Consider the following 15,544-nt stretch of genomic DNA (forward strand, 5'->3'; position numbering starts at 1 on the left):
GGTTTAGCGCACGTCAGTACGCCGATAAAAAGAAGCCCCGCAAAAGCGAGGCTCAGAATTCAAAGTAGATTTTTTCGAATATCACGTAGGATCTCATGACAAAAACATCTGGCGCTCAGATGCCCTACGCTTGGTCAGCCCGTTCATCACCTTACCCGCTGCCTTATTCCATCTCTGGAATTCATCGGCTGCACCTTGGTAGTCACTCGCATTAAGTTTTTTCAGCAAGGTAGAACGAGCAAAGTTACCCGCACCACAATTGAAGATGAACGAGCACAGGGCATCGAACTGACCCTGAGTCAGTGACACCTTCACGGCTGATTCAAGGGTGATGTAAATAGGCTGAAGGTCATCATGCAGGAATGCTTCGGCCTGCTGCTCGGTGATAACTTGTCCCGGTTTGACGTCTTTTGTGTGACCGTAGCCAATCGTCCACGGAATACCACCAGTCGCCGGATCGGGATAGGCTTTCAGTTTCAATCCTTCATATTGTTTGATGAAGCTCAATCCGTTTTCGCTGATTTTCATCTGTGCACCCCGAACTTGTTTTTGAAGAAGGTAAAGACCGCATCAAGAATTGACCCAATCTTCTTCGTACCCAAAAAGCCAATGAGGACACCGAAGAACTGAGCCAGACTCAGTGGTAGCTGGGCATATTCCAGCGCGTTAATAATCCCGACACTGATTGCCGCACAGATAAAGGCTTCGACTAATGAGGCTTTCCAGCCTGAGCCATCCCTTTTCTCCCGGGCGAATGCTGTCGATGCCGCCAAAAACATGCCACCCAAAAAAGGAGCATTGATAATTAACCAGTCCCAGACATGCGCCCAGAACTCCGTGTCTTTTTCAGTCATACGCATATTTCCACCCCATCAGAACAATGGGCGTCCGTGGGGTGAGTCTGTGGTCGCCCCTGTGAGTTGTAGTGAATAGGATGCCAGCCGCAATAGGAGATACTGAGGTTATGGGAGTGATTGCGGTGGCAAATTTCTTATGTGTGGAGCTAAGTCGCTATATGTGAAGCTAACTTCACATATAACCAATACGAGGATTGTTTCTATATAGTCCAAAGCAAAAAGGCCGCTTAGTGCGACCCTGCATTAATTTATCGAGATATAAATTAGGGTTAAGATTCAACAAACCATATGAAATCATCCGTATCGGGTTTGTGTGATCCGTAATGTACATCATATTCCGAACCTAAATTAACCGCTTCTATTTCGGCTTTATCTTTGGTGGCATACACGCCTGCCAAATGCCATGGGGAATAACGGACAACCCCCCATCCGAGCACAAAGCCAGTGTTATCTAAATCTGGCTTTAGCCCTTTTTCTACAAACATATCTATCTCCTTTGTTTGGGTACCCGGAGAATAGATTATTAATTGGTTAATTAAAGTTCAATGAAATGCGATTGATTATGCGATACTGGTAGTGATCTTAAATGATGTAAGGCCATTCCGGTTATGCTCAATCTTGAGCGGCTCATTAGAGCAATTAACATCATAAAGTTTGATGTATTCTCCTGATATTTTGCCTTTCAGTGTATCTTCAACTAGCAATTTATCATGTTGCCATATCCTGAAAACCACAGAGCTAGCAGCGTCACTTTCAGTTAGAGCTGAAATTGTCACCTTTAACTTTTTCATTATGTGATCCCTAATTTTATTATATAAAAACAAAAAGGCCGCATTAAGCAGCCTTGAATTCGGTATGTAGATTTATTTCCAGTTGAGGCAAAAATGCAGTGTCTTACCTAGGTTTTGTTTCAGTAGGTCGCCTAGTTGTTTTGCACCGTCAGAGTTATAGACGAAATTAGTTGTAGAATTTGGACTTGAGCCAAGATTATAAGTTGTTCCATTCGCCGTTACTTCAAGAATCCTATTATATAAGTCCGGCTGATTTTGGGTGTCAACTTGAAATTGTATACCCCAAAAAGTTCCAATGGGAAATTCATTTAATATGAACTCTAAGATGTTTCCAATGCCTAGAGTATTTTGAAGGTTAGTCAGAGTGCCAAAAGTAGAATCAACATAACTCATATCGTTCCCACCTTGGCTCAAATATCCCCAATCTTGCTGACTATCATCTCTATATTTGCCAGTTCCTATCTCAAGATCAAAAGACAGCATACATTCAACTGGTTTTACTTCAGACAACAATATCCAATCGCAAGCCATCAAATCTTCTGGTGTGGGTTGCCAAGAAAACCAAGTACCATGTTTATCACTTTTTTCAATATAAACAGAATCATTACCCGTTTTTTTGGAAGTAAGGCGCATGTACTCATTAGGGGTGTCCCAATCACTACGATGCAACTTATTCCCCAAATACACTTGAATTATTGCCCACGGACAGGAACCAACTGGCGCAGTTACTGTATCAATCTTAATTTTGTATTGGTCAGGATTAATTTGGCATTGCGTATCATCCAGCTTATTAACATCAGACATAAACACCTCACTTTATTATTCGTTAAAGGTCATTTCATCCTACTGCTAACTAGCCAGTTAATATTACTGAGGTTAGGTTCCTATCTCAATTGAATAGCCTGTAACAGAATCAATACGCCTTAAAATAGGGTGGCATATTATAAAGTTTATCTGTTAGTCGAGTGCGTGATTCAGTGAGGTGTATATTTGAAATTTGGTGCTAATGCATGCCGTGCCAGCCATTATTCAGATAGTAACTATTGTCTGAGAACGGGGAACATAACCTTTCAACAATACCGTCATCCAGACGGTAGCCTGAGTGGACGCACCTTAAACAGGTCTTCAAGCCCCTAAAAGGGAGAGCAAGGATATTCCACTGAACATCCCGGAACTGAGATAACTATTATTACCAGAATTAGGTTTCATCTAGGACTGAACCAACGGAATTGACTTTGTAAATCCTGCTCAATGTAGATCTTGGTATTACTTAATGCTCCTACTTTTACTCTACCTAAGGGAGCTAAGATATCACGATGAGTTCTATTTGCTAAAAGTTGAGCATGCATTTTTTGACCTAACAGACTAATTCCCAAACGCACTATATGTGTATTAGGGATACCTGCTATAAAATCTACAGTTCGTTCCATAAAATCACCTAGTGGCAACTGTAAAATTGCAACCATATCAGGTATCCATGTTGGAAGACGTGGGCTACTATTTGCACATAAAAGATTTACAATCGTAACTATTTCAGATGCTCCGTGATTTGCACTCACCGAGACTGGACTACTACAAAAAAAAAACAATATCTTGCGTAGAATGCATAACTGTGCCGCTGTCAAACCTTGCTCTATTAGGTATCTCTTGATTGTGTAATCGATGTGGGTATGGGTAGCCTGGCATATATCTAAACTCCCTTACTATGAAAGGATTGATGCTGACTGATAACAAGAAAAAAGCTTCCACTTTTATTAGATGCAGTTTACAACAAATTACTGCAACCCCGCACTGGGCGAGGTCTGAAATTAATAAGCTGTGTGACATTGCTATCACTCTTATCACAATAGCAGCATTTTTACGATCGTAAAGCTATTTTTAAAAGTTACTGCATAATTGATGAGTATTAACATTCTGCGGCGCTAACTGGACGCATTTGTCCATTTCTAGTGCAACATCCAGCATCATTAACATACCTTCAATAACACCTTCGGCCTTTTGTAGCCTCTTCCCGATATGAGTATCAGAACACTCATGATCCTGCGCCAATTGCATGAACGTTTTCCCGAAGACGTAATAATCAAATAGCAAATCATGCGCCTCGTTATTGTTCTTGTTCAGTCTCGCCATGCAGCTAGAAATTATGAGGGCATCATCATCACAGCATTGCGGGCGTGATTTCACTCTGTTCGGAATTAGCCCTTTGAATCCCGCTGCAATGGATGACCAGTAAACACCATCATTGTTATCAGCCGCCCATGCTCCCCAGCGTTCCAATACCATCTGAATATCACGCATTATGCTGTCTCCGCTGTCTTTCTCATAAACTCTAATCCTCTGGCCTGATCTCCGTTCTGGAGCAGGTCATTAAAATCCCCGGCGTCTGGCCAGCGAACGCTGACTTTTTCAACGTCGTTATTCGCCTGTAAATTCTTACGGGCGCACTCCATCGCGGCAGCATGACCTGTGGCGCTCCAGTCGTTATCTGCAAAAACAATGAGGTGCTTCACGCCTTGTGGGGCAATAAATTTCGCCATATACCCGGCGTTCATGGTTGACCATGTGTTCACGCCGTAAACTTGCTTACAGGAAAGCGCGGTCTCGATGCCCTCAGCAATCCCCAGCGTGGAATCCACCGGAAATAACCGAATAGCCACTGATTGGGCATGGACTAAATAGCTCTCTTCTTGCAGTGAGTTCATTTTTTTCGTCACCTCTAGCACGGCTTTCCGATCCCCATCTAAATACGTCCGGTGCAGGTAACACGCCAGCCCTTTTGAATCGGTAGCCAGCGCCCATATCGCTTGCAGTGTTCCGTTACGCACAGGCTGTTCGGCGCAATATTTCACGTTATCAGCAGGCAGAACATGAATACCCCGGTTACGCAGATAAGCCTCACCCTGTGTGCCTCTCAGATGGGATAAATTGGCGTAGCAGGCCGTGACTCTGTTTCTGAACGCAGTGATATTGGTCTCTTTTTTCACTGTGCTGCGTTTATCGGACTGGATACCCAGCAGCAGATCAATCTCGTCCGCCAACGTCTTGTACTCTTTTCCCTGCGTCAGTGTGAGTAGCTTCCAGCCATCCCCGGCATTGCAGGTGCAAATGAACGTGCCTCTGCCTTCCCGATCATCAATACGAAAGCTGCCTTTCCGCTCGCATATCGGGCATTTCCCCTTAAAGTGACGCTTGCCGGTTACGGGTGGTAACTGGTAGTAATTAAAAATCTCAGGCCAGCGACCGATGACGGCATCGGCGGTTTTGATTCTGTTCATTGTGTTTCTCCCTGTGGCATACCGAAGCGTTCACGGATATCGTTGAGACGGTGCTGAATAACCTCAGGCTCCAGTGATAACTGTTCTTTAGCGGGCTGCTCGGCTTTCTTACGGGACTTCGCCCATTGAATCTGCTTATGCTTGATGAAGTTGTTCACTTCGGGAGTCAGTTCCTGCGGAGTGTCATGAAAACCGCGAGGCCAGACACCGAACTTTTCCTTAAACGTATTAGATACCCAGCCATCACTGAACGTCTTACCCTGTGAAGCCCGTTGGTTCTGGTAATACTTCAGCTGCGAGTAGAAACTCTGCTTTTCCGCCTGAGTGTAAACCCGCTCTTTCTTGCTGAGTTTTTGAATGGTGCGGCTGGTATCGACGTCGATGTCTTCCCCGGTCAGGGGCTTAAAATCACACTTCGGGCAAACATAGACCCCGGCAGGCTTCATGTAGTGACAACTGGGGCATTCTTTCGGCAACTTCTCGCGCTTTTCCTGCTCCCGGTGGCTGGAATGGGTCTTCATGCCATCGTTTTTGCTGGGCAACTCGTCATATTCGATATCATCGGGATAGCCGAGACGGTGGACGGTGCCGGAGTGATCGAGAATGATGCATCGCTCCTTACCTTTAGCAGTACGAAGACCCCTACCGATTGACTGGAGCCACCGTATTTCTGACTTGGTAGGTCGGGCGTAGATAATGCAACGGACATCGCTATCAAAACCAGCCACGAGTACGCTCACATTAACAATGACCTTGGTCGCACCCTGTTCAAAACGATGAATAATCAGATCTCTTTCTTCGGGCGGCGTATTGGCAGTCATGACCTCAGCATTGATCCCGGCACGACCGAACTCGATAGTGAGAAAATTAGCGTGGCTGACATTCACACAAAAGCAGACAGTCGGCTGGTTCTCGCCTAATTTAAGCCAGCTACTGACCACATCCCCGACCAAATCAGCGCCACACATAATCTCGGCAATCTCAGCCTCTTTGTAATCACTGCCGTATTCCGGGTTGGTTGATGATTTCACGCCTGACAGATCGGGCTTAGTAGGCGCGTAAAACTCATAAGCACTCAAATCACCACGCTGGATTAACTCTTTTATCGTGGTTGGCTTAATCAGCTTCTCGTAATAGTGACCGAGGAACGGTGAGAACGGCGTGCCCGATAATCCGACAACCTTACAGTTTGTTTCGGTGGTCAGCCGGGTGATTTCTTCCAGTATCTTCTTACGCTTCAGGTGGGCTTCATCAATCACCAGCAGATCGATATCACCGGGGAACTCACGGCGGATAATCGTATCGGCTGACGCAATCTGAATGAGCCGGGTCGGGTCGTAGTTCGGATGGTCACGCCACACATAACTGATTTCGTGTGCTGGCAAGCCATACTCAATAAAGCGCTGTGCAGTCTGATTTATCAGGACGGTGAAAGGACAGATCATCATGACCTTTTTCCGCTTTGAGACAAAACCCTGTGTGATAAACGCGGCTAATCCGGTCTTACCTGCACCTGTCGGAGCGTACACCATGAAAGAATTAAACCCCTTCCAATCCTGACGCAGCATGTTCAGGGCGCGTTCCTGAGCAAAGTTAGGGGTAATATTCAGCATAACTTTACCTTTATTTATTTTCCTGAGTTCCCATGCCATAATTTGCATGGGCAACTTTTCATTAGTGCCAATAGCAAGAGCCGGATCAGTCTTCACTCGCCAAAGTTTCGCTGTTCGGTTTCTTGCTTCCTTTGAGTTTCAATTCTTTTTTCCACTCATTGATAATCCGCTTACTGTCTTCGGCGTGAGCATCCACAGGCATTTCGTTGTACTGGCGCTCATAATTAATTTCATGGAAGTGCGGGTTTATTATTGCTGGGGCTACGATACCGACAGCACGTTTAACATCTTCGTCTGTAGGTACACGGTCGAGATATTTCTGGAGATATAGCGCACCGGATCCCATCAAGCTGTCAGTGATTTTTTTCAGTTGCTTAACGGCCCGAAAAATATCTTTTACGCTTTCGTTGTTCGCAGATGGCATTGCCTCCCCTTCGATTACCTCCCCATCAATGAACAATGGGATGCTGTCAATGAATGCGCCGCGATTGAGAAATTTATTAACCTCGGCAGTGGTGATAATGGGGTATGCCCTGACTAACCCGAACAGCGTGATCGCCATTGATTCATCATTCCATGAACTCTTCCCTTTCCCGTTGCGAATGGCCGCAATCAACGCATCTTGGTGCTTGAGGCTCAGTAACTCGTAATCACCGACAACGATGTAATGAGTACTCAATGCTTCCAGATTCACCGGCTTTGCGTGGCTGTTGTGTGGTTTGTGGGTCTTGTGCGGCTTATGAGTTTTTCGTTCCGGTGCATTTTGTTTCACAAACTCCCTTGCATCCTTATCACTCATACCAATTTTCACTAATGCAGCAACGGCTCTTTCTGGTTTCCATGCAATTAATTTTTTGTGTTTTGCGATAATACTTTCTGCTTTCTTATTGAGATTCATTCTTATTTGTCCCAAAAAAAATAGGGGGGTTCTTATTTAATACTTTTCCCTCACTACTGGATTTTTTACTTTCCCCTACTTTGATAATCATTCTCACTTGGCTGCTTTTTCATACTCAGCCTCAGTGATCCCTTACCCATTGTTACCTCAGCCAGAAGACTCTGCCTTTTCGGTGCTACTGGATTGCTCCTGCTCTAAGCAACCTCCGAATGAGGCTGTGCCCTTGGCTGTGCTTGCGGGGCTAACATTGGCGCCTCGGTATAACCTTGCATCGATCTGTAATTTTTCTTGAGGAACAATCGGAGCCATGTGTTGGCAGCTCTGGCTCCTGTGTTATCCCGTCGGAATGGCACAGGATCTTCATCCCGCCGAAGTTTGTAGACATATGAGTACTTATCCCTCGCATACTCCCTCATGGTTGATTTCATGGCGGAAAGCATTTTTTGAATCCATTCCGCATCACCCGGATGATAAATTTCAGGCATTATTACGTTGTGGATTGGGTATATATTCACGATTGGTATTTGCCTTTCTACGCACCAGAAAGCTCGTTCTGCGCGTAAAGTTATTGAAATAGAATTTTGATTAGGCTTTGTTTGACAAAAATAAAAGATCGTCGTCTATCCTGAGATAGATGATTTGTAGGTAGGTGTGCTTTTTCAGCACAGAGATTTTAAAGAGCGATGTAGTTATACTGTTAGTTCAGGCCATATTTTCACCCAATCAGGATGAAGATCTTTACGAGTCACTATACTGTTACTGTTTTTTTCAATAAGAACGCATAAGCTAGCTCCTAGTTTTTTCTTGGTATAAATTGCATTCCTCAAGTATCCGACCGTTGTTTTACACTGAACAGCGAAGAAGCTTCTTTCCTCCGCTGTTAGTGAGTTTAAAAATATTCTTAATTTGTCCATTAGTTGTCCTTTACTCACTTTATATGCCATAATATACCCCAAGGTATATGTAGTGTCTATACCCATAGGCAATTTACCAGCAGGTATTTTTGAACGATGATTTAAACCATGAACACAGAACTTGATTTGTATGAAATTCGAAGAAAAAAGCTAATTGAGCTTGTTTCTCAATATGAGACTCAAGAGGAATTTTCTCGCGCAATAGGAAAAGATAAATCTTATGTCTCCCGCATGCTGTATCCCCCTACAAAAGCTGGATACAAAAGAATAGGTGACAAGATGGTTCATGCGATCCAGAAGGCTTTAAATCTTCCTGCTGGCTGGATGGATGGCATAGTTGATATGGCAGTGACCATAGAACCCAAACATGATTCTCAATACTACAAAGTTGAAGTATTTGATGTGCAAGCAAGTGCAGGAAGGGGTGTTATGGTTCGAGATGAATTTATTGAAACAATTCGTTCTATTGAATATACGAACGGCGAAGCAAAATCACTATTTGGTGGCAGACCAGCAGAGCATATAAAAATGATTGCCGTTAATGGCGATTCAATGGCTGGTACGTTTGAATCTAAGGATCAGATATTTGTTGATGTTTCAGTGAAGCATTTCGACGGAGATGGAATATACATTTTTCTTATTGGCAATCAAGTTTTTATAAAGAGGTTACAGCTACAATACAAAAAAATGGCGATAATTTCAGACAATAAAAAATATGAAACTTGGTACTTGGATGAAAAAGAGGTTAATGATTTATTTATTCAAGGAAAAGTTTTAGTCAGTCAATCTCGCGCGTACAAATTCCACGGTTAATATCACACATAGGTCGCTCCTTGCGGCCTTTTACATGGTTACATCATCATAAAACCAGTCAACACTTTTATATCTGCCTATTATATCGCTTTGGTTGATTAGTGATTTTAATCACAATTTAAACATAATGTATAAATAAAACATCTTAAAACTCAACAAGGTAAACTTTTTTGATTTTTTTGTATACCTACAGGTATTTACATTTAAATTACCCAAGGGTACATTAACAACCAAGAAACACAGCGAATGATAAAAGTAGTACGCTCTTTAACAGACAGCGCTGAAAAAGCGCACCATTCTTACCAGTTGATTACTGACTGAGGTGTAAAAAACTACTCAATCAACAATCAACTAAGGAGAATAATATGCATAATTTTCATGGCTATAACAACGCAAGAAAGAGAAGGCATGAGCGTAGAAAAGAGCAACAAGATGCATATAGCAAAGATAAAGCCATTAATATGGCTCTCCAGACCGCACTCAATCCTGAAGATATTATAGAACCAAAACGACCAATATTATCATTGAACAGAAAAGCAATGGATCGCGTTAATAAAGCAATTTCAATCCAAACTACACCAAATTATGATAGTTTAAACAATTGCTGCCTACCCAATACAGCACTTTATTCAACCAAAACCAAATCCCGCCGCCATCTAAAGTCTGGTAATGTTACTGCGAGGGTGTGATTTTCTTTCTTAGATATTTAATCGGCATTGATAGAATATATATCGCAGCCAAGCTAATAAGGTACAACAAGACATAATAAGCAAAGGTGTCTGGCTTAAAAATAGGTGCGTATTCACGTAACCACAACTCAAGTGGTTCAGGGCGAAATGCAATTAATAACCCCAAACCTATACAAGCAAGATTAGGTTTATCAGCTTGCTTACCCAACCAGCCGATAAATTTTTTCCACTGACTTCTACACATAATTAAACTTGCACTCTCATTGTAATAATGAGTTTAGTTTAGCTAATTTCTTTAACCGCTGAAAGTAAAGATTATTACATTTCACTCACTAAAACATGCACATTAAATAATAATCAGTGTAAAAAATAGCAATCAAACCAATTCTAACTCTCTACAAAAAGTGAATCAACATGAATAAAACAAAAATATCAAGTGGCAATAAATCTTATTTACAAACCGCCGTCGAAATTGCAGAAGAAATTGAATCATCTATATTTCCTGTAGTGACTGCAACTCAGAATGAAGCAGAACCGGATACTTATTTAATGTGTCGGGGAATTCATCGTCAGGCATGTAATTTAGCGCAGAAATTAAGGGATATAAATAAAGATTTTATTATTGAACGTGCTGTAGGCAAATGCAGTGATATGCGATTCGAATTAGAACCCGCTCATGTAGCCATCAATAAATCAAGAGTATTTATTAATACACTTATTGAAAATGAAAGAAATGATGAAAGAGCAGTCGAGCTTTCTATTTTGTCCGATTTAGTATTTACCGCAATAAAAGAAATAGAACGAATCAGAGGTGAAGAATTATGACAATATTAAAACCCATAGAAATTGCCACTAATAAAGACATCAAAATTGAAACACGTGAAGTCTATGTCGTTCGTGGTGCTAACCGTGCTTATTTAAGTGAAAACGGCGCACTGAATAAATTAGCTTATGTTAGAGCACAAGAGCAGTTTGATGATGAATACAGACAAACCAACTATCCTTTAAAAGAAGTTAAACAGGAAGATGGGACGATTAAACTGATGCTTGGTGAAATGCGTCCTGATTTTATACTAAGGCATTCTCGGATATTAAATGAATTACAAGACGATATTAAAAAAGAAAAGGAGTTCCTTCGGCTTAAAAAAGAACATGCTAAGAAAATGGAAGAACATAAAAGAGTATATGATGAATTAATGGAATTAGATAATAAACTCTGCTCATTACAAACAAAATAAAAACAACAAAACAAATTTAATTACAGCGCCATCGCTGGGGGCTCGCTTACTCCAAAAACGGAGAATATAGAATGACACCATCAGATTTAATTGTAAGAAAGAGAAAGACATTGATAGATGCAAAATTAAACTCACTAGAAAGGAAGTACGGTACTCACACCGAAATAGTAAACGTCAATGGTATTAAGTATCAACTTGATTTAGACAAAAATATATTAAGTATCGCTTTAATGCGCTTCTTTGAATTTGAAGTATTCAAGCTGGGAAAGGAAGCCGCAAGAAGAATAATTGATTCATATGAGAGTTTTTACACGATACACGGAAATCTTACTAAGGAAGGTGAAGCATTTATAAATGAGCTTTTAGAAAACGTTGCACAAAAAACGGAGCCAATAAAATGAAAAAGAAATCCTATTTAGATTTTGCCAATATCGCTATTCAAATGGAAAAAGAAGAAAAGTATAACATCGCTGCCGAATATTGGGGAAAAGCTAATAAATTAGCCACCACGCTGAATACCCAACTCTGGTCTGAATATCGCCAAGAGCATAATGAAAAAAGACATTCATTGCATCATAGCCATAGCACGGCATTAAGAAGCACTGAAATAGCAACCCGAAAAGAAAATCGGCGCATAGCTTCTGAATTAAAAAAGCACATGAATAAACAGGTGGTGAATAATGACAGCATATGAACAGGCAGGCGAATTAGCACGGAATTTAGAATCGAAAGGTTTATTTCGTCGTGCTGCGAATAAATGGGGTGAAGCCCTTTCATTATCTCAAAACCTTAAACAAGAACAGGAATGCATTAAAAACGGAAATCGCTGTATTCAAAAAGCAAAAGTAATTATTCGTGAGGGGTGGTAATTAATCATGACAATAAGAGAAATGATCGCCATTTTAAAGAAAAGTAGATTCAAGTGCCCTGATTTTCTTTTAGATGAAGAAAGAATAATAGCTAATGACCCACCATTAACAGATGTAGAAAGAATGGAATGGGCTGAGTTTTCGGTTAAGCAAAATAGAGCTAGGGTTGCCAAAGAATACTTAGTTTCATGCGGTGAGCGCTTCGGAAGGCTTGAAAATGGAGATTTTATATTTACCCACGGAAATTGCACAGTCGAATTAGATTCTGAAGTTATTGAAACGCTACTTATTCACCAAATAGAAAAACCAATTTTAGAAATTAACCCAGTCGAAAAATATATCGCGTTGTGGCGCTTTTATTCCAACAACGAAAAGGATGAGAAAGAAAATAACTCTTCATGGATGCGTGATTTTATCGACGGGGTATTTATCAACGGATTCAAATTATTTACTGCTGAACCAGCATCACCCAGCACACATTGAGAGACGAGATATGAGTAAGAAAAATGAATTAGTTCCAGTATCCGCTAAAGAATTACAGATTGTTGAGTATCGCGGTCAGCGTGTTGTGACTACTGAACAGTTAGCTTCGGGTTATGGTGCTACTGAAAAAATGATCACCAACAATTTCAGTAGAAACAAAGAAAGATTTGTTGATGGTAAGCACTATTTTTGGGTTGAAGGTGATGAGTTACAGTCACTTAAGAACTGCCCCTCTTTAAGAGGTTCAGTTAACAAACATGCAAGAAACCTCATTCTCTGGACAGAACGCGGTGCAGCGAACCATTCCAAGATGTTAGAAACAGACCAGGCTTGGAATTACTTCGATGATCTGACTGAGTTCTATTTCACCCGCCGCGACAGCATCACAACCGAAGCGGAACTGTTAAGTAATCCCGCGAAGTTACGTTCCATGCTGTCTGTGTATGCCGAAAACGTCGAGCGCCTTGAGGGTGAGAACAAAACCCTGAGTGCAACGGTTGGCAGTCTGGAAAAACACTTTACCAAAGGCATAACCCTTCCTGCTTTCTGCAAAGGCCTGAACGGGGTGAATACCGCCAAGATCATGTGGTGGGCGATGGAGCGGAACTGGCTCTACAACGAGCAGAAAGACCCGGAGAAAAAACCGCGCTGGCGTGTCGCTTCCTACGCCCGAGATCGCTACCTCACCGAAGACGAAAACGAGATAAAGCCGCATGGACAAGATCCCTTTATTACCCGTACTGCTGTGCTACTGGAAAAAGGCTGTCATCGTCTTTATGCCCTGTACATGAAAGGTGAGCTTCCCATGAAGAAGAGTTGGAACGGTGAATACCAGCACGATAAAGCGGTTTATACGCCGGAGGTCAAACAATGAAAAAGCCTCATCACACTGAAACGGGATTTGATTACGGCAAGCATGGCGTGATTGTCATCACTGAGGCGGCTAACACTGAAATTATCGGTTATGCAGAGGCGCTGAAATCATTGGACGCGGGTCAGTATGACCGCGATTTATTGCTGGGTTTTGATTTGGTACTGGCTATTCTTCATGGCTGGAAAGCAGGCTTTTATGAACTCACCAGCGAACAGAGTGTGATGCTGTGGCGCTGGATTGTCTCAGCTTCATTTATCCGGGAGCAAATGGATAGAAACGGCACGCGTGAGGTTGATAACGACGAAGGCGGCACTGATACCGCAGCTATTTATCTTAATGGTGCCTCTGCCATCACAGTATACCCGTTTTCAGAGCGCCTGATGCTGGCAGCCCATGTTGAGGGGATCGCCTTTGAGCAGTTCGGTAGAGAAGCAGGCGCAGATATGGCCATCAGAATGTACATGGACTTCATCAATATGCAGCCAGAAAGCGGGAACTGGTTATCTGAGAAAGGGCGTGAGGGGCTTTCTATGTTGCACGATGACTTAATCAAGTCAGTAGAAACGGGTGAGTTTGGCGATATCCCCGTTATTCATTAATAGGAGGCTCACATGATAACAAAAAACTTTCGTCTCAACGCGCTGGCGAACAGCTATTCAGCCGCTATCTATAACGATGTAGTGACCCGTAACGGCGGCGCTCACTTCACGATGCAAGTCGGCAAAACAGAAATCAATATTGCTATTGTCGAAGGGGCAAAAGGCATTCGTGAACTGGTGGACAGTTACGCACTGGAAGCATTACAGCAGAGTTATCCGGCATGGGAAGTTATCGCCATCGCCCTGATGGAGAAATGTGTCGTCAATGGTCTCCTGACAGTCTACGGGCGTGAAATATGGCAAAGCATGATTAATGACATGGGTGAGACGCTGGCAGCTAAGGGGATGTTTCAATGACTGAGGAACACCATCAGAGGGTGGACATTGACGACGAGCTGGTCAGAACAATAGTCCACATCGACGACGGCAGGGATTGGACGCAAAGACATATCCACACCATGAGACGTAACTTTGACATTCATGAGGGCATCTGCCCTCCTCTTCCACCAGCACCCAAAGTGTCGGTAATGAAGATAACACCAGCGAAGAAAAAGCATAACAAACGGGGTAGAAAATAATGATAAGCATCGATAACGCACAGAATGACATTGGCTTACCCGGACAAATCGACGACGGGCGTGAGTGGGCAGATTGGTTACTGAAGAAGGCGGAAGAGAGCAGGAAACTACCAGTCATTCCATGGGTCAGCGTCAAAGAAAGAATGCCCGTTGATGATGACGGCTTCAACCATCTATGCCTTGTTTATTACACCTACATCGGGGGATATGGCCAAACCATAGCTAGCAAAGGTTATGACTGGTGGGATTCTGACAAAGGCGAATGGATGGAGCACGATAATTCTGAAGTTACACACTGGTGCTATATGGATGATGTTCCTGCGCCAGCAACACAGGAGAATTGATGTGAAAATCAAAACAAGTGAGCTGACAGGTAAAGCGTTGGATTGGGCTGTGGCGTTGTCTTTAGGAGCAGAGATTTGTAGTAAGGGTTGTTTTCTGGAATTACCAAGTGGGCATTTTGTAGATAAAAAAAGTAGATATTATTCATTTAAGCCATCTTCTGATTGGTCTATATGCGTCCAGTTAATTGATAAATATCTAGATAGCTTAACCCGTATGTGCACTGATTCCCCTTGGGTGGCATCTTGTAAAGCGGTAACAGTGGATGACTTTTCCATTTGGAAAGTGGAAGAAGGTCAAACACCACAAATTGCGATTTGTCGAGCCTTAGTTTCCGCAAAAATGGGCGACGAAGTTGAAATACCGAGTGAGTTGATGGAGAAGAACAATGATCAATAACTCATTCCACCTGACTCAGATTATTGCCTCAGTATGGGGTGATCCGTCAGATATCACTGATGTAGTCTGGCATTCTGGATACCGTAAGCCGGAACGGGAAGCAACAGAAATAGCCCAGCTCACTATCGACATTATGGAAGGGGTGCCTGATGAGGTGCCCTACTCTGCAAGACCGAAGAATTTGAACGATATTCTCATAGCGGAACTGAACGACATTATTTTCGATGCAACGTGGAGTGATAAGGCAACACCAGCGAGTGTGGCGAGGGTGATATTGGAGAGCGGGTATCAGAAAGGAGGTGAGTAGTGAAA

The 15,544-nt window shown here is 42.6% G+C and carries 26 protein-coding genes; 14 read left to right on the forward strand and 12 right to left on the reverse strand.

Features of this window, described 5'->3' with window-relative positions:
* Positions 1–93: 93 nt before the first annotated feature.
* From AAC855_RS05035 to AAC855_RS05085, 11 genes are all read right to left on the reverse strand, one after another.
* A complete protein-coding gene (locus AAC855_RS05035; protein WP_340608544.1) occupies positions 94–528 on the reverse strand; it encodes a lysozyme in 435 nt (144 codons plus the stop codon).
* The gene (locus AAC855_RS05040) at positions 525–860 is read right to left on the reverse strand and encodes a phage holin, lambda family (protein ID WP_099121745.1); all 336 of its coding nucleotides are present in this window, start codon (positions 858–860) and stop codon (positions 525–527) included. Before AAC855_RS05040 ends, AAC855_RS05035 begins: the two co-directional genes overlap by 4 nt.
* Positions 861–1,126: 266 nt before the next feature.
* Positions 1,127–1,342 (reverse strand): hypothetical protein, encoded by a 216-nt coding sequence (locus AAC855_RS05045; RefSeq protein WP_340608545.1) that lies wholly within the window; start codon positions 1,340–1,342, stop codon positions 1,127–1,129.
* A 75-nt stretch (positions 1,343–1,417) separates the two neighbouring features.
* Entirely contained in the window at positions 1,418–1,648 is a 231-nt protein-coding gene (locus AAC855_RS05050) for a hypothetical protein (protein ID WP_340608546.1), read from the reverse strand.
* A gap of 72 nt (positions 1,649–1,720) precedes the next feature.
* The gene (locus AAC855_RS05055; protein WP_340608547.1) at positions 1,721–2,452 is read right to left on the reverse strand and encodes a Thoeris anti-defense Tad2 family protein; all 732 of its coding nucleotides are present in this window, start codon (positions 2,450–2,452) and stop codon (positions 1,721–1,723) included.
* Between the two features lie 401 nt (positions 2,453–2,853).
* Positions 2,854–3,114 (reverse strand): hypothetical protein, encoded by a 261-nt coding sequence (locus AAC855_RS05060; protein WP_340608549.1) that lies wholly within the window; start codon positions 3,112–3,114, stop codon positions 2,854–2,856.
* 412 nt (positions 3,115–3,526) lie between these two features.
* Positions 3,527–3,946, reverse strand: coding sequence for an antiterminator Q family protein (locus AAC855_RS05065; RefSeq protein ID WP_340608550.1), 420 nt, complete (start codon positions 3,944–3,946; stop codon positions 3,527–3,529).
* Entirely contained in the window at positions 3,946–4,923 is a 978-nt protein-coding gene (locus AAC855_RS05070) for a toprim domain-containing protein (RefSeq protein WP_340608551.1), read from the reverse strand. The genes AAC855_RS05065 and AAC855_RS05070 overlap by 1 nt, the downstream gene beginning before the upstream one ends.
* The gene (locus AAC855_RS05075) at positions 4,920–6,536 is read right to left on the reverse strand and encodes a DEAD/DEAH box helicase (protein WP_340608744.1); all 1,617 of its coding nucleotides are present in this window, start codon (positions 6,534–6,536) and stop codon (positions 4,920–4,922) included. Before AAC855_RS05075 ends, AAC855_RS05070 begins: the two co-directional genes overlap by 4 nt.
* 85 nt (positions 6,537–6,621) lie before the next feature.
* Positions 6,622–7,434: a hypothetical protein gene (locus AAC855_RS05080; RefSeq protein ID WP_340608553.1), complete on the reverse strand. Its 813-nt coding sequence runs from the start codon at positions 7,432–7,434 to the stop codon at positions 6,622–6,624.
* A gap of 194 nt (positions 7,435–7,628) precedes the next feature.
* Complete coding sequence (locus AAC855_RS05085; RefSeq protein ID WP_340608554.1) at positions 7,629–7,949, reverse strand: hypothetical protein; 321 nt, start codon at positions 7,947–7,949, stop codon at positions 7,629–7,631.
* Between the two features lie 507 nt (positions 7,950–8,456).
* Between AAC855_RS05085 and AAC855_RS05090 the strand changes: the two genes are divergently transcribed.
* The 11 genes from AAC855_RS05090 to AAC855_RS05140 all read left to right on the forward strand — a co-directional run bounded on the left by AAC855_RS05090 (position 8,457) and on the right by AAC855_RS05140 (position 14,270).
* Positions 8,457–9,161 carry a S24 family peptidase gene (locus tag AAC855_RS05090; RefSeq protein WP_340608556.1) on the forward strand — a complete coding sequence of 235 codons (705 nt, stop codon included), beginning with the start codon at positions 8,457–8,459 and terminating at the stop codon, positions 9,159–9,161.
* Between the two features lie 365 nt (positions 9,162–9,526).
* Complete coding sequence (locus tag AAC855_RS05095; protein ID WP_340608557.1) at positions 9,527–9,850, forward strand: transcriptional antitermination N peptide; 324 nt, start codon at positions 9,527–9,529, stop codon at positions 9,848–9,850.
* A 414-nt stretch (positions 9,851–10,264) separates the two neighbouring features.
* Complete coding sequence (locus tag AAC855_RS05100) at positions 10,265–10,675, forward strand: hypothetical protein (protein WP_340608558.1); 411 nt, start codon at positions 10,265–10,267, stop codon at positions 10,673–10,675.
* On the forward strand, positions 10,672–11,088 hold the full coding sequence (locus AAC855_RS05105) for a hypothetical protein (RefSeq protein ID WP_340608559.1): 417 nt from the start codon (positions 10,672–10,674) through the stop codon (positions 11,086–11,088). The genes AAC855_RS05100 and AAC855_RS05105 overlap by 4 nt, the downstream gene beginning before the upstream one ends.
* Before the next feature lie 71 nt (positions 11,089–11,159).
* Positions 11,160–11,489, forward strand: coding sequence for a hypothetical protein (locus tag AAC855_RS05110; RefSeq protein ID WP_340608561.1), 330 nt, complete (start codon positions 11,160–11,162; stop codon positions 11,487–11,489).
* Positions 11,486–11,782 (forward strand): ANR family transcriptional regulator, encoded by a 297-nt coding sequence (locus tag AAC855_RS05115; protein WP_340608562.1) that lies wholly within the window; start codon positions 11,486–11,488, stop codon positions 11,780–11,782. Before AAC855_RS05110 ends, AAC855_RS05115 begins: the two co-directional genes overlap by 4 nt.
* Positions 11,769–11,957 carry a PerC family transcriptional regulator gene (locus AAC855_RS05120; protein ID WP_099112022.1) on the forward strand — a complete coding sequence of 63 codons (189 nt, stop codon included), beginning with the start codon at positions 11,769–11,771 and terminating at the stop codon, positions 11,955–11,957. The genes AAC855_RS05115 and AAC855_RS05120 overlap by 14 nt, the downstream gene beginning before the upstream one ends.
* A 6-nt stretch (positions 11,958–11,963) precedes the next feature.
* Positions 11,964–12,440: a hypothetical protein gene (locus tag AAC855_RS05125; RefSeq protein ID WP_340608303.1), complete on the forward strand. Its 477-nt coding sequence runs from the start codon at positions 11,964–11,966 to the stop codon at positions 12,438–12,440.
* Between the two features lie 10 nt (positions 12,441–12,450).
* Positions 12,451–13,314, forward strand: a complete 864-nt coding sequence (locus tag AAC855_RS05130) for an ORF6N domain-containing protein (protein WP_340608563.1) — start codon at positions 12,451–12,453, stop codon at positions 13,312–13,314.
* Positions 13,311–13,913, forward strand: coding sequence for a hypothetical protein (locus AAC855_RS05135; RefSeq protein WP_340608564.1), 603 nt, complete (start codon positions 13,311–13,313; stop codon positions 13,911–13,913). Before AAC855_RS05130 ends, AAC855_RS05135 begins: the two co-directional genes overlap by 4 nt.
* 12 nt (positions 13,914–13,925) lie before the next feature.
* Positions 13,926–14,270: a hypothetical protein gene (locus tag AAC855_RS05140; protein ID WP_099123254.1), complete on the forward strand. Its 345-nt coding sequence runs from the start codon at positions 13,926–13,928 to the stop codon at positions 14,268–14,270.
* Here AAC855_RS05140 and AAC855_RS05145 read toward each other — a convergent pair.
* Positions 14,264–14,395, reverse strand: a complete 132-nt coding sequence (locus AAC855_RS05145; RefSeq protein ID WP_340608565.1) for a hypothetical protein — start codon at positions 14,393–14,395, stop codon at positions 14,264–14,266. The two genes, AAC855_RS05140 and AAC855_RS05145, sit on opposite strands and share 7 nt — an antisense overlap.
* A 95-nt stretch (positions 14,396–14,490) precedes the next feature.
* On the opposite strand from AAC855_RS05145, the gene AAC855_RS05150 reads away from it, so the two are divergent.
* The 3 genes from AAC855_RS05150 to AAC855_RS05160 are packed head-to-tail and all read left to right on the forward strand — an operon-like array spanning position 14,491 to position 15,539.
* Positions 14,491–14,835 carry a DUF551 domain-containing protein gene (locus AAC855_RS05150; protein WP_340608566.1) on the forward strand — a complete coding sequence of 115 codons (345 nt, stop codon included), beginning with the start codon at positions 14,491–14,493 and terminating at the stop codon, positions 14,833–14,835.
* A 1-nt stretch (position 14,836) separates the two neighbouring features.
* Positions 14,837–15,232, forward strand: coding sequence for a phage protein NinX family protein (locus AAC855_RS05155; RefSeq protein WP_340608567.1), 396 nt, complete (start codon positions 14,837–14,839; stop codon positions 15,230–15,232).
* Positions 15,222–15,539, forward strand: coding sequence for a hypothetical protein (locus AAC855_RS05160; protein WP_340608568.1), 318 nt, complete (start codon positions 15,222–15,224; stop codon positions 15,537–15,539). The genes AAC855_RS05155 and AAC855_RS05160 overlap by 11 nt, the downstream gene beginning before the upstream one ends.
* The last annotated feature ends 5 nt before the right edge of the window (positions 15,540–15,544 follow it).

Source organism: Xenorhabdus bharatensis (assembly GCF_037996705.1).
GTDB classification, from domain to species: domain Bacteria; phylum Pseudomonadota; class Gammaproteobacteria; order Enterobacterales; family Enterobacteriaceae; genus Xenorhabdus; species Xenorhabdus bharatensis.